General features: G+C 50.7%; 17 protein-coding genes and 1 CRISPR repeat array. Of the genes, 15 read left to right on the forward strand and 2 right to left on the reverse strand.

Annotated features, from left to right (window positions below; genetic code table 11):
* Positions 1–53: 53 nt before the first annotated feature.
* Positions 54–947: direct repeats of the CRISPR family, unit length 30 nt; unit sequence CTCTCAATCGTACCTATGTGGCATTGTGAC.
* Positions 948–1,172: 225 nt separating this feature from the next.
* Together LAT75_RS11405 and LAT75_RS11410 are read left to right on the forward strand one after the other, a co-directional pair.
* Positions 1,173–2,270: an adenine-specific methyltransferase EcoRI family protein gene (locus LAT75_RS11405; RefSeq protein ID WP_291482792.1), complete on the forward strand. Its 1,098-nt coding sequence runs from the start codon at positions 1,173–1,175 to the stop codon at positions 2,268–2,270.
* A complete protein-coding gene (locus LAT75_RS11410) occupies positions 2,267–3,430 on the forward strand; it encodes a DUF262 domain-containing protein (protein WP_291482793.1) in 1,164 nt (387 codons plus the stop codon). Before LAT75_RS11405 ends, LAT75_RS11410 begins: the two co-directional genes overlap by 4 nt.
* 183 nt (positions 3,431–3,613) lie before the next feature.
* On the opposite strand, the gene LAT75_RS11415 is transcribed toward LAT75_RS11410, so the two are convergent.
* On the reverse strand, positions 3,614–3,970 hold the full coding sequence (locus tag LAT75_RS11415) for a hypothetical protein (protein WP_291482794.1): 357 nt from the start codon (positions 3,968–3,970) through the stop codon (positions 3,614–3,616).
* 19 nt (positions 3,971–3,989) lie between these two features.
* Positions 3,990–4,247, reverse strand: coding sequence for a hypothetical protein (locus LAT75_RS11420; RefSeq protein WP_291482795.1), 258 nt, complete (start codon positions 4,245–4,247; stop codon positions 3,990–3,992).
* Between the two features lie 185 nt (positions 4,248–4,432).
* Between LAT75_RS11420 and LAT75_RS11425 the strand changes: the two genes are divergently transcribed.
* The 13 genes from LAT75_RS11425 (at position 4,433) to LAT75_RS11485 (ending at position 16,743) form a co-directional block, all read left to right on the forward strand.
* Positions 4,433–4,759: a hypothetical protein gene (locus LAT75_RS11425; RefSeq protein ID WP_291482796.1), complete on the forward strand. Its 327-nt coding sequence runs from the start codon at positions 4,433–4,435 to the stop codon at positions 4,757–4,759.
* A gap of 739 nt (positions 4,760–5,498) precedes the next feature.
* A complete protein-coding gene (cas6, locus tag LAT75_RS11430; RefSeq protein ID WP_291482797.1) occupies positions 5,499–6,230 on the forward strand; it encodes a CRISPR-associated endoribonuclease Cas6 in 732 nt (243 codons plus the stop codon).
* A gap of 61 nt (positions 6,231–6,291) precedes the next feature.
* Entirely contained in the window at positions 6,292–8,895 is a 2,604-nt protein-coding gene (gene cas10 / locus LAT75_RS11435) for a type III-A CRISPR-associated protein Cas10/Csm1 (RefSeq protein ID WP_291482798.1), read from the forward strand.
* Between the two features lie 13 nt (positions 8,896–8,908).
* Entirely contained in the window at positions 8,909–9,349 is a 441-nt protein-coding gene (gene csm2 / locus LAT75_RS11440) for a type III-A CRISPR-associated protein Csm2 (RefSeq protein WP_291482799.1), read from the forward strand.
* A 3-nt stretch (positions 9,350–9,352) separates the two neighbouring features.
* A complete protein-coding gene (csm3, locus tag LAT75_RS11445) occupies positions 9,353–10,078 on the forward strand; it encodes a type III-A CRISPR-associated RAMP protein Csm3 (protein ID WP_291482800.1) in 726 nt (241 codons plus the stop codon).
* Positions 10,078–11,088, forward strand: a complete 1,011-nt coding sequence (locus tag LAT75_RS11450) for a hypothetical protein (protein WP_291482801.1) — start codon at positions 10,078–10,080, stop codon at positions 11,086–11,088. The genes csm3 and LAT75_RS11450 overlap by 1 nt, the downstream gene beginning before the upstream one ends.
* 61 nt (positions 11,089–11,149) lie before the next feature.
* The gene (gene csm5 / locus LAT75_RS11455) at positions 11,150–12,376 is read left to right on the forward strand and encodes a type III-A CRISPR-associated RAMP protein Csm5 (RefSeq protein ID WP_291482802.1); all 1,227 of its coding nucleotides are present in this window, start codon (positions 11,150–11,152) and stop codon (positions 12,374–12,376) included.
* 270 nt (positions 12,377–12,646) lie between these two features.
* A complete protein-coding gene (locus LAT75_RS11460; protein WP_291482803.1) occupies positions 12,647–12,844 on the forward strand; it encodes a type II toxin-antitoxin system VapB family antitoxin in 198 nt (65 codons plus the stop codon).
* 3 nt (positions 12,845–12,847) lie between these two features.
* Positions 12,848–13,246: a PIN domain-containing protein gene (locus LAT75_RS11465; RefSeq protein WP_291482804.1), complete on the forward strand. Its 399-nt coding sequence runs from the start codon at positions 12,848–12,850 to the stop codon at positions 13,244–13,246.
* A 15-nt stretch (positions 13,247–13,261) separates the two neighbouring features.
* Positions 13,262–14,416: a DUF1887 family CARF protein gene (locus tag LAT75_RS11470; protein WP_291482805.1), complete on the forward strand. Its 1,155-nt coding sequence runs from the start codon at positions 13,262–13,264 to the stop codon at positions 14,414–14,416.
* A 54-nt stretch (positions 14,417–14,470) separates the two neighbouring features.
* Positions 14,471–14,731, forward strand: a complete 261-nt coding sequence (locus tag LAT75_RS11475; protein WP_291482806.1) for a DUF6364 family protein — start codon at positions 14,471–14,473, stop codon at positions 14,729–14,731.
* 130 nt (positions 14,732–14,861) lie between these two features.
* On the forward strand, positions 14,862–16,340 hold the full coding sequence (csx2, locus tag LAT75_RS11480; RefSeq protein ID WP_291482807.1) for a TIGR02221 family CRISPR-associated protein: 1,479 nt from the start codon (positions 14,862–14,864) through the stop codon (positions 16,338–16,340).
* Between the two features lie 37 nt (positions 16,341–16,377).
* Complete coding sequence (locus LAT75_RS11485) at positions 16,378–16,743, forward strand: hypothetical protein (RefSeq protein ID WP_291482808.1); 366 nt, start codon at positions 16,378–16,380, stop codon at positions 16,741–16,743.
* Positions 16,744–17,160 lie beyond the last annotated feature (417 nt).

Below are 17,160 nucleotides of genomic sequence, written 5' to 3' on the forward strand. Positions count from 1 at the left end.
TATGTGGCATTGTGACTGATTTTTTAGGTCAGGGCTTGGGGTGTTAGGCGCGGCTCTTAATCGTACCTATGTGGCATTGTGACCCAAGATTGGCAAACATTGGTGAGGTTTGAACCTCAAAGCTCTTAATCGTACCTATGTGGCATTGTGACGTTAACATAGAACGGCAATTGGTTTTTTGCGTTTGCCTCTTAATCGTACCTATGTGGCATTGTGACTGAGATATAAAAGACTCATTATAAAATGCTTCTCTTTCTCTCAATCGTACCTATGTGGCATTGTGACGCCGCTGTGTGATCGGTCGTTATCCCATTTGTCGAGCTCTCAATCGTACCTATGTGGCATTGTGACTTTTTGTTTAGGTGTGGGGTTGCGGTAGAGCCCATGACTCTCAATCGTGCCTATGTGGCATTGTGACAGGGCTGCGAAAAGACTTGGCATGGGATCTTACCTCTCTCAATCGTACCTATGTGGCATTGTGACGTCTTCGAAAGCTTCGCTTCTTACTATTTCTACTTTCTCTCAATCGTACCTATGTGGCATTGTGACAAAATATCCGTTTTGGTTGTATGTGGCGATACAGAAACTCTCAATCGTACCTATGTGGCATTGTGACGCAAATCTAGGGTCGGCCTTATAGCCGTCATACTTTCCTATCAATCGTACCTATGTGGCATTGTGACCCGGAATGCTTTCCGCTTTAAGGGCAATTTTTACGCCTCTCAATCGTACCAATGTGGCATTGTGACTTTGACCGCTCGAACACGAGGGTGTGCAGGGCCTTGCTCTCAATCGTACCAATGTGGCATTGTGACATGACCTTTTTCGCTCCAACTTCCGTCACCAAGCCGCTCTCAATCGTACCTATGTGGCATTGTGACAAAGAGCATCGTGAAAGCTCCAACCGTAAATACGGTCTCTCAATCGCACCTCTGTGGCATCCTCATCCCCCATCAATCCAACCCTGAAATCCCGCACATTCCGGAGCATGCTGACCCCCCGCTTGCAGGGCTGACGGGGGTTTTGGGTGGTCATTGCGGGGGGGCGGGAGGATGGGTTTTTGGGGGAAGCCTTGAATTCGGTGTCCGCAGGGGATATCTTGACCCAAAATTGTTAATTAGTCAGTCAGTCAGTCAGTCAGTCAGTCAGTTACTTCCTTCCACATTTTACCTATGGCAAAGCACCTCACAGCGGCGAAACGGGCCAAAAACGACGAGTTCTACACGCAGTATCACGATATCGAGAAGGAAATCAGCGCGTACCTCGATTTTGATCCGCAGGTTTTTCAGGGCAAAACGATTCTGCTTCCCTGCGATGACCCCGAATGGAGCAACTTCACCAAGTATTTTGCCCAAAACTTCGAGCGCTTTGGCTTAAAAAAGCTCATCAGCACAAGCTATGCCGTTGAAAGCAAGACCTACAAGGCCGGGTATGCCCCTACTTTTTTTGAGACGGAAGCCCCTCAGTTCGATCACAGCAAGACCAAAACACACGGGAAGATTTTCACCCTCACGCGCGATACCTACGGCGACGGGAAGATTGATGTGGAGGACCTCGAATGGGAGTACCTGAACGGCGACGGTGATTTCAGAAGCAAAGAACTCATGGCCCTGCGCGATGAAGCCGATATGATTATCACCAATCCGCCTTTTTCGCTGTTCAGGCGTTTTTTGGGATGGATTGTTGAATCACAAAAGGAGTTTCTGATTATCGGAAACATGAATGCGATTACCTATAAGGAAGTTTTCCCCCTCATTAAAGACAACAAAATTTGGCTTGGGGCTACCGGCAATGGCACTGACATGGTTTTTGCCGTGCCGCCGGGTACATCCATTGATGAGAAAGACCGCCAAAAAGCAGCGCGCCTCGGCTATAAGGGGGATTATACCCGTTTGGGGAATTCGTGCTGGTACACCAATCTCGATCACGGGCGCAGGCATCAGCCGCTGCAGCTGATGACGATGGAGGATAACATCCGCTTCAACAACAAGCTTAAATCAAAGCCCGCCTATCTGAAATATGATAATTATGATGCGATTGAAGTGCCCTTCACCGATGCCATCCCCAGTGATTATACGGGCGTGATGGGCGTGCCGATCAGCTTTTTGGATAAGTATAATCCGGATCAGTTTGAGATTCTGGGTGCAACTGAAAGTGAAGGCAAGGGGTTTTCAAACGGGCTTTGGGTTGAAAGCAGTGGCGTTGCTCAGGCACTTGTAAACGGTCAGAGAGTTTACAAAAGATTATTCATTCAGCATCCTGGCACATGAAAACGACCCTCCGCACCGACATCACCGTACAAGCGCTGTGTGAAGGCTTCGTCTATAACGAGCTTGAGGGCAAGGGGCTGTTCGGACTTGCCGGAAAGCTCACCATTCAGCCGGAATATCAGCGAAACTACATCTACAACGACGGCAAAAGAGATGCAGCGGTGATCAGATCCATCCTCAAAGGGTATCCGCTCGGGCTTATTTATTTCAACAAACTTGAAAATGGCAGGCTTGAAGTGCTCGACGGTCAGCAGCGCATCACAAGCATAGGCCGCTATGTTACCGACCGCTTTGCCGTGAAAGATGAAAACGGGATGGAGCAGTATTTTTCAGGCCTCGCCGCCGATCTGAGGGCAAAAATACTGGATTCAAAGCTGTTGATTTATGAATGCGAAGGCGCTGAAACGGAGATCAAAGAATGGTTCAAAACCATCAACATTGCCGGGGTACCGCTGAAAGATCAGGAGCTGCTCAACGCGGTCTATTCCGGTCCGTTTGTAACTGCTGCCAAGGCGGAGTTCAGCAACAAATCGAACGCCAACGTGAAAAAGTGGAGCGCCTTTGTTGCGGGTCAGGTAGAACGGCAGGACTTCCTCGCCACCGCCCTTGCGTGGGTGAGCAAGGGGGATGTTTCCGGCTACATGAGCGCGCACCGATTTGAGGCGGATATCACACCGCTGAAAACCTACTTCACTACGGTGATCAACTGGGCGGCGGGGGTCTTCACCGATACCGAAAAAGAGATGTGCGGGCTGGAGTGGGGCCGGCTGTATGAGGCCTATCACGGAAAACCCTATGATCCCAAAAAGGTATCGGAAGCGGTAAAACGCCTGATGGATGACCCGTACATCAGGAGCCGGAAAGGTATTTTTGAGTTCATCCTCGGAGGGGAGCTTGATACCAAACTGATCGAAGTAAGGGTGTTTGATGATGCCACCAAAAGGAAGGTGTACACCGCACAGACCGCAGAAGCGGAGGCGAAGGGGATCTCTAACTGTCCGCTCTGCGCCCTCGGGCATGATGCCAACAAAGCAAGAATATGGAGCCTCAAAGAGATGGACGCCGATCACGTTACCGCATGGAGCAAAGGCGGCGCAACGGACCCCGCCAACTGTCAGATGCTCTGCAAAACGCACAACCGGGCAAAGGGAAACAAATAAATCACAAATACAGCTGAAAAGTCCCGCCCGCCGGCCCAAACCGGAAGGGGACCGAAACTTCTTCAGGGATGCGCTTAGCCGTACCTGTGTGGGAAGGCATGGCATAAAATGGAAGCTGCTTTAAACGGCCGTTAAACGGCATTTAAGGGGCTCTTAAACAACACAAGCGCGCGCTGTAATGCGCTACTTCTCTGGCAACTCAGATAATTTAATTCGGGCATAAGCACCCTGTTTTCCGTCTTCCGGGTGAGGCTCGATTCCTACAATCGTAATCTCTTTTCGATTCGGACCATACACCCAATAAAAACGCCTCGCTGTTTTCCCCTGATCTAAATACGACTGCCATACTTTCATGCCATACTTCCTGCTCAATGGTTCGATCTGATGCGTATGTAAGCCGGGGTGCTTGGGGTTTGCACTCAGGTTTGTGATGGCTTTACCGAAGCGATAGAATAGTTCCTGCTCGTCAGCATTCAGGGTGTTGGCTTTACGTTTCTCAAGCAACGAACGCCAAAACGCTTCCATCTCAGGCACCCCCATGCGAATAGCAAACAGGAGATTAATCCAGGAGTTTGTTCAATTCCTCCAGGTCAACCGGTCCTGACGCATTCCCCTTCTTCAGTTGGTCAATCGATTTATCGATCATAGTCAGCGTTTTTTGAGATATGGCCTCAGGATGAACCAACACCCGGGGGCTAAGCTCAATCGTACCATCCTCTTTCTCACGAACCCGGTAATACATCGTTTTTGCCCCCCGAAGTGTCAGGCGCTTCTTGGAGTCCAATCGGGCATCATATTCTTTAATTGTAGGTTCCATGATTTTTTTTTTTACTTGTAGGTAGTGCCTAAAGGTACCCAATAGTGGGATATCCCACAACAGGGCCTTCGCATCTGTTTCACTGGATATTCCGGTCCATGCTGACCCCTATCTGTGGTTTATCTTGTTGTTTTTCAAGATTATTATTGGCTTATGTTTTTCAAAAAAATATAAGGTGCAGAATTGTGGAAGTATTAAAAAAACTATGGGTCGTCTTGAGATGGGGTATTGGTTTGTTGCTTATAGCCTTTGCATTAGTTTTATCTTTTGATACAGAATCATCGGATTCATTGTTTGCTTCCTTCTACTTGTTTCTGTTTGGGCTTATTTTTATACCACCTGTATATGAAGCGGTTCGATACAAACCTCAAAGCGGGTTGAAAGAAAATTATTTGATAGACAGAATTATTGGGCGGCAGCGATATGAAAGAATACTGCTGGGTTGCCTCAATACTTACGTCAAAATTATCATTTGGGGTGCCATCATACTCAGCATCCTTTTGCTGGTTTGATTTTCGCTATTCCGGACAGGCTGAGCCTGCGGTGGTAAGTTAAGTTATGGGGGTACCGCAGCATCAGCTGGTTTTAGGGCGCCAAAACTGTCTGGCCGTTTCCACACCCGGTGCAAACGGACCTTTGCATAAGGGGAGGGCAGGGGATGGGATGGATAGCTCCCATAGACCGGAGGTGTGCGCCCGGGCGCACAGTTTGTAAAAAAGCGGAGGGAGCGGCGGAAGTCCGCCCTTGCGGATATTGGGCAGGGGGATGCGTTCCGAAGCCTGCCGCCCTCTTTTGGCCGGTGCGAAGCCGCTTCAGCAGGGGAGGGTCACTCATCACTGCGACCCAAAAGCCCGGTAACGTTACCGCACGTTACCACCGCAGGAAATCGTAAAAAGTAAGCGTATGTTTGCGTTGTGTTTAGGGAAGGTATTGCGTTCCCTGCCGCATATCTTGTCCGAATTTTGAACCTGCGTGTTGCCTTTTATACCTAAATGCCCTATTTAGACAAAGCTTTACAAATCACTGAAATCCCGGAAGCGGAGATATCCGCAGAACCCTCAAAAAAAGCGCTTTTGAGGTGTAAGGTTTCCGGCTTTCGGAACTCAGTAAAGAAGTATCCATCAAAAGTTAGGGCAACTACAGCAGGCCGGTTCAGGACCTTTACCCAACAGGGGGTACCGCTGCTGCATCAGCCGCTTTCCTTCCTTATTCTCTCCATCGCTACAGAACGCCTCACACCCAAAGCAAGCCATGAAATTCCGAATTCATCTGAGTCCCAATACCGAAGCGGTACCTTTTAACTATGCGCACCAACTGTGCGGTATTTTTCATCACTGGCTGGGCCCCAACGAGCTGCACGATATGCTGAGCCTGTATTCGCTGGGCTGGCTGCGCAGCGGTCGGGCGAGCGGCGGCGGACTCTGGTTCAGTGAGGGCACAAGCTGGGATATCGGCATCCATAACGACGCCATTGCCGAGCGGCTCGTGCGCGGACTGCTGCTCAAAGATTTCCGCTTCTACGGCATGGAGATCCGCCGGGTAACGCCGCTGGCCCCGCCCGATTTTTCATCGGGCCGGCACCGATTCCTCAGCGACAGTCCGGTGCTGCTGCGCCGCGTGGAAGACGACCAAAGCCGCACGCACGTAACTTTTAAAGACCCCGACAGCAGCCGCATTTTGCAGCAGCGCATCCGCCGCAAAGCCGAAGAGGCCCAACTACCCGAAGCCGCAGCGCTCCGTCTGCGCTTCGACCCGGCCTACCGCAACCCCAAGACCAAGCTCGTGCGCCTTAAAACAATCGACTACCGCGCCTCGGTCTGCCCCCTGCTCGCCGAAGGCACCCCCGAAGCCCTCCAATTCCTCTGGACCGTAGGCGCCGGCGAAATGACCGGCGTAGGCTTCGGAAGTTTGGGGCATACGGGGCGGTTGGATGGGAAGGGGGCGGGGCGTGCCGAAGAGCAGCGCTCATCAGCTGCCGGCTGAGGCAGGTGCCAACGGTTTATCATCCATCTAAAAGATTTCAAATTAATCCGAATTCACAGATATGCTCCAACTAAACGCAAGGCAGGGCATTTACCTTGCCGCCCTGCTGCACGACATAGGTAAATTCTGGCAGCGTGCAAGCCAAAGCCGTAAGGTGCTGCCGAATGAGGTGTTACAGCTCGAAGGGGATATTTGCCCCAAAGGGAAGGCCGGTTACGCCACCCATATACATGCCCTGTTCACCTATGCTTTCTTCCTGAAGCATCGCAGCATCATTCCGGAGTCGGTTCAGATCGCAGGGGAAACCGTAGGCATCGCAAGGCTCTCGGCCCGGCATCACCGGCAGGACCTGAATGAATGGGAGCGCATCATCATGCTTGCCGACCACCTGTCGTCAGGTCACGACCGGCGCGACGATGAGGAGTCTGACGAAGCGCAGCAGTCTGTTACGTACAAGTACAAAAAGATTCCGCTGCTGAATGTTTTCGACACGGTTTTCAGGGTCCGCAAGCCCGATGAGCGCAGCTATTTCCCGATGCAGGCCATGACGACCGGCCGCAGCAGCTTTCCGGTTCGCAGGCAGTCGCTCGATGAAAGCATGGAGCCACAGTACGCCGCCCTCTGGCAGGCTTTCGAAAAAGAGTTTGTAACACTCCCTACGGGCAGCACCAATGCCTTCCTGCGCAGCCTCGATCATCTGCTGCGCAAGTACACCTGGTGCATCCCGAGTGCTACCAACAGCATGTCAGACGTCTCTCTGTATGATCATGCCAAAACCACAGCGGTGATTGCATCCTGCCTGTTCGACAGTCATACCGCCGCACCGCTCCCCAAAAGCACGGACGCCTTAAAGGCTGAAACCGGCGGGCGTTTCACCCTTTTAGCCGGTGACTTCTCGGGCATTCAGAAATTCATCTATCAGATCAGCTCCAAAGGGGCTGCCAAAACGCTGAAGGGGCGCTCCTTCTACATCGGGCTGTTGCAGGATGTCATCATCGAAAAAATACTGCGCCTCTACGATATTCAGCCCGCCCATATTCTGATGAAGAGCGGCGGCCGTTTTCAGATGCTGCTGCCCAAAAATGATGCGCTGCTTGATGATGCGGTTTCTTTCATTCAGGAAGCCAACCTCGAACTCAGGCGGATTTTTGACGGTGTGCTGTATCTCGCAACCGGCTCGGTCGATTTTGAAGCGGGTGAGTTTTTTAAAGACGGCCGGTACAGTAAACTTGTGTCGGAGGCCTATGCCCGCATAGAAGAGGATAAGTCCCGCAGGTATGCAAGGGTGATTGATACAGATTTTTTCAGACCACAGAAAGTGAAGGGAACCTCCGCCGAGCATATCTGCCATGTTACCGGTATCGACCTCGACAAGAGCGAAGTGCGGGAGTACGGTGATGATGACGACCGCATTAAGGTGAGCCGGTATGTGAAAGAGCAGCTTGAGCTGGGTAAGGCCCTCAAAGGAGCCCGGTACCTCATTAAAACCGCCGGCGGTAAGGGAATCAGACCCTTGTTCGCTTTTCTGGACCGTGATTATCCCGGCGACCTGATTTCTTATGAAGTGGTTTCGGAGCTGAGTCCGGCTAAAATTGCCGTCCTTAAAAACGCCAACGCCCGTGTGCTAGAAATTCAGTGCCTGAACGAAACGGACTTTCTTGCGCATGCCGCTGAGCTAAGCGATGTGAGCTTCGGCTATCAGTTTTACGGCGCGGCCTGGATTCCCGAAAACACGGTTAATGACAAACCGGTTGAATTCACGGACATTGCCAAAGACGGGCAGAACGACCTCATGGCGATCGTGCGCATGGATGTTGACAACCTCGGGGTGATGTTCCGCGACGGATTCACGCCTGCAAATGATGAAGGGAAACACCGGGGCAGCATTTCCCGCTACAGTACCCTCAGCAGCCTGCTCGACTGGTTTTTCTCGGCCTACATGAACACCCTGTTTTCAGAGCATTTCAGCCGGAAGGAAGCCCTTGACGACAAGCTGACGGTGAAGGATTTCCGCAGAGACATGCCCAACAACCACATCCTGCCTGTTTATGCCGGCGGGGACGACGTGTTCCTGATTACCCGCTGGGATATGGCGCATCAGACCGCAGGTGTGATTTACGACGATTTCAAGGCCTTCACCAATCAGCATGAGCGCCTTAGTATTTCCGGGGGCATGCATGTGGTGCATGGCAAGTACCCGATTCATAAAGCGGCTCAGAATGCGGAAACGGATGAAAAGGATGCGAAGAAGCTGCCCGACGCAAGCGGAAAGGCCGGCAAAGACGCTTTCTGTATCTACGGTGTGCCGCTCGACTGGAAAGACCTGCGGCTTACCGAAGACCTGATGCGCTACCTCATTACGCAGCAGGAGGAAATGAAAAGCCGTGCGCTGCTGGGCTTTATGAGGCGCCTTTCGGCCGATTATCACGTGAATTATCACTACGGCCGCTGGCGCTGGCGCACAGCTTATCAGCTACAGCGCATGGGCAAGTCCTACAAGAAAGAAGCCGAGATGGCTGATCTTGCTTCCTGGCTGTTTGTGGGAAGCATGAATGACCGGAAGCCCACCCGCTTTAAGGGCCTCCCAATGAAACCCGAAATTATCCATCTGGTACCCCTCATAACCCGCTGGATGCAAAACTTAACAAGAACCACAACCAAGTAAGCTCATAACAACTATGGCATACAGAAGAATGCGCGATGTTGAGAGATCAATGCCCGATTGGGTGAAGTCAGGTGTGCGCACCGAAGCAGATATTGATCTTATTGAAGATATAGGCAAGTTTATAGCAGATGCGAAGCAATTAGATCGTGGCGGTTACCGCAGCGGGTTCAATGCTGTTTCCACATCTCAGATACGCATCGCTTATGGCGAGATCACCCGCCTGAAAATGAAGTTTGATGACACTTCCCTGATGATGCTGCGGCCTAAACTTGCCTATGCTGCGGCCCGGGCAAACGATAAAGGCGGCACCTATGCAAGCCTGAGTGAGATCATCAAAATTGGCGTAAATGCTGTTGCCGCAACAGAGGAACAGCAGCGCCCCAAAGCTTTTAATAACCTTGCAAGTGTATTCGAGGCGATTCTCGCATATCACAAAGCATACGGAGGCAAATAATCCATGAAAAAACTACTCAAAAAAATCTTTTTCAAAGCAGAACTCAAGGCCGTAAGCGGTCTGCACATTGGCGGCAGCAACCTTGCAATGGCCATTGGTGGCGCTGATGCCATTGTAATCCGGGATGTGCTCACGCAGGAACCCGTCATCCCGGGCAGCAGTGTAAAAGGTAAAATGCGCTCCCTTACAGAAAAGCTGCTCGGTGCTTATCAGGACTCAAATATGGGAGCAGTTAAATCCGGTCCTTACATGAAAATTGACGGCAGTGCCAAAGACATCATCCCGATGATCTACGGAAGTGCAGAAGGGAACGAGAAAAATATCCCCAGCCGGATTATTGTACGTGATGCCCGTATGGATCAAAACTCAGCAGAAGAGCTTCGCAATTCGGACCACACCGACATGCTCTTTACGGAAGTGAAGACGGAAGTGGTTATTGACCGGGTAACCTCAGCAGCTATGCCGCGGCAGCTTGAGCGTGTGCCGGCCGGTGCGGTTTTTCATCTTGAGATCGTGTTAAACATTTTTGAAGGTGATGACGAAGCCAAAATGAAGGACTATGTGGTGATGGGGCTCAAACTGCTGGAAGATGATTATCTCGGCGGTAAAGGCTCACGGGGCAGCGGTCAGGTTTCGGTTAACTGGGAGAAGTTTGAGAAATCTGTTACCCAGAAAACCTTTGATGATTACGAGAAGAACCGCGAAGCCCAACCTTATACCCCAGCGTAATGAAAACGGAAGTAGTATTTCTTAAACCTCTGGCTCCCTTCCATCTGCAGACGGGAGGGCTTGGCCATGAGTCAACGGATATATTTCCGAGGGCTGATACGATTTCTTCTGCCCTCATCTATCTGTGGTTCAGGCAGTTCGGGGAAGTACCCGGATTTCCGGAAGAGCTGCCGTTCCGCATATCCTCCTGCTTCCCGGTAGTGGTGGATGCGGACGGAAACCGCGTGCAGCTTTACCCGAAACCGATTGGCGTGAGCATCGACCCTTCAAAGGTTGAACACAAGATGTTCAAATCTATTGACTGGATTGACGAGGTGCTGTTCGAAAAATGGCGTCGCGGAGGCAGCGATTATATGGATATTCCTGAAGATGCAAACGACAAACGCCTGGCATTCGGCGGCAAGGTTCTGCTTGCCGAGCAGCGCAGCTTCACGGCTGATAAGCTCTACGATCAGCAGGCGAGAACCCGCGTTACGCTTGACAGGGTAACAAGTGCATCCGTGCCGTTTCACTATGTGCAAACCCATTTTTCGAACTCCGTGCTGTTCAGCATGCACATTCAGGTTGAAGAAAAATGGAAAGATACATTTATGGGCCTGCTCAGGCTGCTCGGCGATGAAGGTCTGGGTGCCGACCGCACCGTTGGTATGGGGCATTTCAGCGTTCTGCCCGAAGTGCTCGAACGTGAATACACCGTTAACAGAAAAGCCGATAAATGGCTCAATCTCGGTGTATTTAACCCCGGCCTCAAGGTTGCCGCCATCAATTGGGAGGCTTCGGCCTATGCCATTGTAAACCGCTCGGGCTGGGTAAGCGGCAGTTCCCTCCGGCGCTCCCCCGTTGTAGCAATTGCAGAAAGTGCACTGCTTGTTACCGGCACGGACGGGTCACCGGTAGGGTCCGTTCCTATGGTACTCGACAGCTCTTCCGAACTTATCCCCGAAAGCGACCGCATCGCTCATGATGTTTACCGCGATTGCAGGGGTTTCTTTATCCCCACCATGCTTTAAGGCAGGGTCTTTACCGGCCCGGCCTTGCCCAAACCGTCAGTTAATCCTCTGATTAATCAACATGCAAATTGACTTCCAAAAACTCACAGGCAGAAGCAGTAAGGTTCAGCCCTTTCAGTTCGAGGTTTACCCGTTTACCCCGGTTTTTGTCGGGTCGGGTGACAAACTGATTCGTAATCTCGACTTTATTACCAAAGGGGAAAGCACCTTCCTGCTTGACCTTTACAAGCTGTTCAGCCATGAAATAGATAACCTCGCTTCCCTCGAGCAGGCCATTGCAAAGCAGGACATCCAATCTTACATGGTAAAGCGCAACCTGAAAACAGAGGACTTCACCAAAAGAAAGCTGATCGGCCACTGTGAAGGTAACGAGCTGTTTATGAATGTGCTTACCGGCACCGGTAAACCCATGTATCCGGGAAGCAGCGTGAAGGGAAGCCTGAAGTCGGCTCTGTTTCACCATTATTTTGTAAAGAAAAACATGGCCGGTAACAAGCGCAGATATCTTGAGCTGATTACGAAATTCGGAAAGCCCAAAGGAGATAAATTTGCCTCTCAGGATTTGCAGAACGAGCTGCTGGTTAATAATTCTACGGGAAAGAAGGGTTTGAACCCGAACTATGATATCGGCCGGGTCATCAGGCCGGCTGACTGTGTGTTTGGCTCTGATGAAATGGAGGTCTTTAACGTAGCTGTAGTAAATGAGGTCCGGAACGGCTTTATGTGGAAAAAGCTCGGTGTAGGCCCAAGGCAGGAAAGTAATTTCAGAAACCTTCGTGAGGCTACGAAAATAGCGCTGGCGGGGGTCAGGTTAGGGGAAGATGTGTTTGCCCGCTCATCCATTAGTTTAGATCAGTCCGCCAAAGAAGCCATAAACTGGCCTGATGAAATATCAGTCCGTATGCTTGCCGAATGCTGCAATAAGCTGTCACTTGAGCTGGTTGAGGAAGATTTGATTTACTTTGAAGATGCCGCAAAAGAGATTCCGTCGCTGAGCAAAGTTGTTGAAGAGCTTGAGATCATACAGGATGAAATCAAGACTGTGATGGAAGAAAACAAAGGTAAAGACAAAGTTGCCTGGATGCAGCGCATGGGCTGGGGTTCCGGCTGGCTGAGTATGACGGGTGCCCATGCGACGGATAAAAACGAACTCCTGGACGACCTGCGTGCTGTTTACAGTAAACTGGGCCGGCGAGACGCTGAATTCCCCAAATCCCGCAAGGTTGTGCTGAGCCGCAGCGGTCAGCCACAAACGGTGATGGGCTGGCTTATGGTGGAGCAAAAGTAAGTCCTTAACCACAAAACCCGAACCTTGTGCGGGTCGGGTAGAAATAGCCCGTGCTGGGGCACTTATACGAGGATATACGGTTATCGTTTTCGCCGAAGTTGCGGGGGCGATTACGATGTGCACTCCGTAGGGGCGCCCACGAGGGACGCCCCCACTAGGACGCCCCCACGGGTTGCACGCCCCCACAATATTGACATCCCGGATTAAAATGGTTATCATGTGTATAAATACCCTATTCTATACACATAGATCTAAAAATTATACCCTGCCATGCGTACCAATATAGATATCGACAACAAACTCATGGATGAAGCGGTGAAGTACAGCGGTTTATCCACCAAGAAGGAAATCGTGCACGAAGCCCTGCGTGTGCTTGTTCAGCGCGAAAAGCAGAAACGCATCCGCAATTACAGAGGCAAACTCAGCTGGGAAGGCGATCTCGATGAGATGCGGGAAAGCAAGCTATGAGCTATGGTCGTTTGTGATACTTCTGTCTGGATTGATTACTTCAACGGTCGCCCGGGGGCGGTCGTTGACCTTTTGGACGAGCTGCTGGAAAGCGAACTCATCCTGATGCCGGATATCATCCTGCTTGAGCTGCTGCAGGGCTTTCGGTCGGACCGGGATTACCGCACCGCAAAAGCACTGCTTGCGCCTTTGCCGAAAGCTGCCGCGCTTACGCCGGAGCGGGCGGCCCGGTATGCCCTCTATTTCAGGAAGCTTCGCCAAAAAGGAATCACCATCCGCAAAACCAATGATATTGTGATTGGCGGGTTTTGTATTGAAAACCGGCTGCCGCTGCTGCACAATGACCGCGATTTTGATCTGATGGCATCGGTGCTCCCCCTGCACATCATAAATCCCACCTAACCCAAACACCTTGCCATGACCCTCCTCAGCATCATCGGCGGTCAGCCGGCACCCAATCTGCTGGCGTTCCTGCAGCTCAGGCCTTCGCAGCTCGTGCTCATTCACACCGAAGATTCGGTGAAGCAGGCGGAGGATTTTCGGGGCCTGCTCCTCACCGAATACGGTCTTAGTGGGGGAGCCGTACGTCTCCGGGAGTTTCCGGCTACGGACCCGGCGCAGATTCAGGAAAAGGCGGCAGCCCTTGCCGCGGAGCTTTGTTCAGGCGGGGAGGCCTGCTGCCTGAACTATACCGGCGGGCCCAAACCGCTTGCGGTACAGCTGTACCTTGCTTTCCGCGATGACGGTGCGGAGCTGCTCTATGTAGATACGCAGGAAGAGCGGATGTGGCGCACAGCCGGTGCCGTGCACACCGAAATACCGTTTTTGTTTCAGCTGCGGGTGAAGGAGGTTTTGATTCTCAAAGGTGCCGGGCTTCGGGCCGTGAGCGATCAGCGGGTGATGGCGCAGCGCCTGCCACTTTGCCGCTGGCTGGCCGAAAACCGGGAAACCGATGGGGTGAAATCCCTGCTTTCCGGCGCCTCAGCCTTCCGGAACGCGCCGGTGTACAAAACTCCGGACTGGCGCCCGAATCTGGAAGCGGGTCCGCTGTCGGTATTTACGGATGCCGTAAACCCGACGCAGCTGGAGGTCAGCTTCGCAGGGCAGCTGTTTCCGCAAAAGAAGCGCACCTACTGGGCGGAGGTCTTTGCCGGGGGCTGGCTGGAGGACCTGGTCTGCAGCTGGCTGACCGAAACCGGCGAGTACGATGATGTGCAGGCCAACGTGAAAATCCGACCGGATTCCGGAACCGAGAAACAGCGCGGCAGCAAAATGGAGGATACCGTCAAAAATGAAATCGATGTGATGGCCGTCAAAAATGCGGTCCCCCTCTTTGCGGAATGCAAGGCCGGCCGGGTAGATCAGAAAGCCATCACCAACCTCTTCAGCATCATGGAAACCTACGGCCCCCGCTACCGTCAGGGCGCGCTGATCAGCTGGTATCCCGTAACCAACACAGTACTGCTCGAAAAACTCCGCGACTACGGCATCACCCTCATTCAGGGCCCCAATCTCAACCAAATGGAGCGGGAGGTGAAGGGGCTGTGGGAAAGGATTGTGGTGCGCGTGTGAAGATAAATTTCTGTACCTTTTGTAGTGAAATCTTCTAAACCTATCTCCGAATCAATGAAAGAAAAACTTACGCTGCTGATTGACAAAGAGACCCTCGAACGCACACGCAGGCAGGCAAGATTAAAGGGCATCAGCCTCTCTCAAATGGTAGAAGACTACCTGCAAAAAGCTTCTGCTGCACAGGAAGAGATACATCATCCTGATAATTCAGTCTTGGATGAAATTTTAGGATGCATAACCCTCGATGAGCGTAAAACTGATAAAGAGCAAATTGAAAATGCGCGGGCAAGTCGGTTTGAAATTGCTATTGTATAGCTGTCTTAGTATTTGTCTTAAAAATATTACGTATTTCTTTGAAAATGTAGTTAGTTCTCGGCAGAAGGTATATGTGCTATTTTTTTAGGCTTAATGTGAATAAATATCAATAATTAATTTAGGTGCACGAATGGGTAAACTATTGGCAATTTCTTTTTTAGGCACAACTTCGTATGAGGTGACCACCTATATCATCGATAAAAAGCATTATCAAGAAAGGTATATTCAAAAGGCCATAAATGATCATTACAAGCCTGAAAAGCATTTCATTTTTGCGACCACATTTGCAATGGAAAAGCACAGGCAGGGGATGATAGATTGTGGTTTTCAAGTGCAGGATTTTGTTCCTATACCTGACGGAAAGTCCGAGTCAGAGCTTTGGGACTTATTTGGAAAAGTTGTTAAGCAGGTTCCGGAGGGAAGTCGTCTTGTGGTTGATGTAACGCACGGGTTCAGGATACAGCCTATGGTAGCACTCGCAGTTGTGGTCTTTCTGCGCTTTCAAAAAAATGTGAGGGTCGAAGCAATCAGGTATGGCTTGTTTGAAAAAGGCAGCGAAACCAACGAAGTGCTTGATATTACGTCGTTTCTTGACATCATTGACTGGACTTTTGGTATCAGGCGCCTTATCGAAAAGGGGGATGGATCTGATCTTGCAGATATTTTGAAAAATCTGCATGGCAGAAGCTATAAGAACAATGAGCTTCACAAGGCAAAAGGGCTTACTAATTTTGGAAGTTATGTGAATGGAATTATGCAGTCGCTCTCGGTTGTAAGGCCTCTTGAAGTGATGCAGGAAGCATCACGGGCTCGAACCATGACCGATGAATTGAAATTGGATCTGCAAATGATGCCCCACACGCAGCCGTTGCAGCTTTTTGCGGAAGAAATACTTCAAAAGCTTGATGAGTACGCGGCTCCTGTGTCTGACATTTCAGCTATTTACAGCAAACAAGGGATTCAGGCACAGCTTGCTATGATAGATCATTATCTGGAAGTAAATCAGTATCAGCAGGCCTTAACACTGATCAATGAATTGCTTATTGGTTTGGCGCTCGTCCTGCACAGTGAAGAGACTGTAAAGCCTAATAAGCGCAAACAAATGAGTGACAGACTTCATGCAATCCGAAAGGATATTTTTATAGGAAAAATTGAACAATGGGAACCCGAGATTGTTGAGATAATTAAACTGTCTTCAGACTACAGAAATGATGTAAATCACGCAGGCATGAGAGACGACCCTAAAAGTGCCGGCGCCATTATAAAGCAAACAAGCCAATTGGCAGAGAAAACCCGACGGTTCGTAGAGAAGCATATTCCGGGTTTTGAACAGGATCAAGTTGTTATTAGTAAGCTTTTGAAAAATATAAAGATAATTGAATTAAGAGATCATCTTCCGGAAATGCTCGATCAGGTTGAGCAAAACAACGAAACCCTTGTGATCGAACGGGATTCCGGAGAAGGAGCGGTGCTGATTTCTAAGAAAGAATATAATTCGCTGATGGAAACGGTTCATCTGCTTAAGTCAAGGGCTAATGCAACCCGTCTGTACGAGTCTCTTCAGCAAATGGAAAGTGGTGAGGTTCACCGCATCAGCAGAAATGAGTAAAAGCCTCTCAAAAAATAGGATAACTCAATTCCCCAACATGCTCCTCAACATCTCCAACCACCCTTCCGCTGAATGGCCGGAAGCACAGCTGCAAGCCGCCAAAGAGCAGTTTGGTGCCGTTAGCGACCTGACGCACCCCGCCATTGATCCGCAGGCAGACACAGACGAAGTGCTCCAAACCGCCGAATCGTACTACATCAAAGTGAGAAAGATCGACCCCCATGCCGTGCACATCATGGGAGAGCAGACCTTCTGCTACGCTCTTGTCCGGAAGCTGCAGCAGTGCGGCATCCCCTGTTATGCGAGCACAACCCGCCGGCAGGCCGTACGGATCAGCGACACGGAAATCCGCCGGACCTTTGAATTTGTACAGTTCCGGGCCTATCCCGCATCAGGGGTTTAACTTAGCGCCCTTCGCGACACCCTTCGCGTCCTTTGCGTTTAAACTGCCAAAGCGGATTTACCGCGAAGAACGCGAAGGATGAACGCGAAGAACACGAAGATGACGAGGGTTAAACAAATTTGACAGCTTGCCCCCCAACCGATAATTTCCCCCGCTAAATGTAGATGCCTAAATACGGTTGACGTTTTTAATTAACATTAAGCATTTTTGGATCGGTCAGTTTTGACCAGATTTTGACCTGATAGTCAGGGAAATTTCCCTGATTCAGCTCTTTGATAAATTGATCGGGGGTGCATATTCCGGAGCAAACTGACCCCCTATTCCGGTGATATTGACCCCCCTTCGGGTTTTGGGTTACTGCTGTGAGGTTCTGCCAAAATTACAGTTTATTTCTCAGACTTTCTCCTTTTAGTTCAA

Source organism: Cyclonatronum sp. (assembly GCF_022565315.1).
Lineage (GTDB): Bacteria > Bacteroidota > Rhodothermia > Balneolales > Cyclonatronaceae > Cyclonatronum.

Bases quoted from the DNA above. Each gene is read 5' to 3' on its own strand.
- LAT75_RS11405 (WP_291482792.1), top strand. From the start codon at position 1,173: ATGGCAAAGCACCTCACAGCGGCGAAACGGGCCAAAAACGACGAGTTC.
- LAT75_RS11410 (WP_291482793.1), top strand. From the start codon at position 2,267: ATGAAAACGACCCTCCGCACCGACATCACCGTACAAGCGCTGTGTGAA.
- LAT75_RS11415 (WP_291482794.1), bottom strand. From the start codon at position 3,970: ATGGGGGTGCCTGAGATGGAAGCGTTTTGGCGTTCGTTGCTTGAGAAA.
- LAT75_RS11420 (WP_291482795.1), bottom strand. From the start codon at position 4,247: ATGGAACCTACAATTAAAGAATATGATGCCCGATTGGACTCCAAGAAG.
- cas6 (WP_291482797.1), top strand. From the start codon at position 5,499: ATGAAATTCCGAATTCATCTGAGTCCCAATACCGAAGCGGTACCTTTT.
- cas10 (WP_291482798.1), top strand. From the start codon at position 6,292: ATGCTCCAACTAAACGCAAGGCAGGGCATTTACCTTGCCGCCCTGCTG.
- csm2 (WP_291482799.1), top strand. From the start codon at position 8,909: ATGGCATACAGAAGAATGCGCGATGTTGAGAGATCAATGCCCGATTGG.
- csm3 (WP_291482800.1), top strand. From the start codon at position 9,353: ATGAAAAAACTACTCAAAAAAATCTTTTTCAAAGCAGAACTCAAGGCC.
- LAT75_RS11450 (WP_291482801.1), top strand. From the start codon at position 10,078: ATGAAAACGGAAGTAGTATTTCTTAAACCTCTGGCTCCCTTCCATCTG.
- csm5 (WP_291482802.1), top strand. From the start codon at position 11,150: ATGCAAATTGACTTCCAAAAACTCACAGGCAGAAGCAGTAAGGTTCAG.
- LAT75_RS11460 (WP_291482803.1), top strand. From the start codon at position 12,647: ATGCGTACCAATATAGATATCGACAACAAACTCATGGATGAAGCGGTG.
- LAT75_RS11465 (WP_291482804.1), top strand. From the start codon at position 12,848: ATGGTCGTTTGTGATACTTCTGTCTGGATTGATTACTTCAACGGTCGC.
- LAT75_RS11470 (WP_291482805.1), top strand. From the start codon at position 13,262: ATGACCCTCCTCAGCATCATCGGCGGTCAGCCGGCACCCAATCTGCTG.
- LAT75_RS11475 (WP_291482806.1), top strand. From the start codon at position 14,471: ATGAAAGAAAAACTTACGCTGCTGATTGACAAAGAGACCCTCGAACGC.
- csx2 (WP_291482807.1), top strand. From the start codon at position 14,862: ATGGGTAAACTATTGGCAATTTCTTTTTTAGGCACAACTTCGTATGAG.
- LAT75_RS11485 (WP_291482808.1), top strand. From the start codon at position 16,378: ATGCTCCTCAACATCTCCAACCACCCTTCCGCTGAATGGCCGGAAGCA.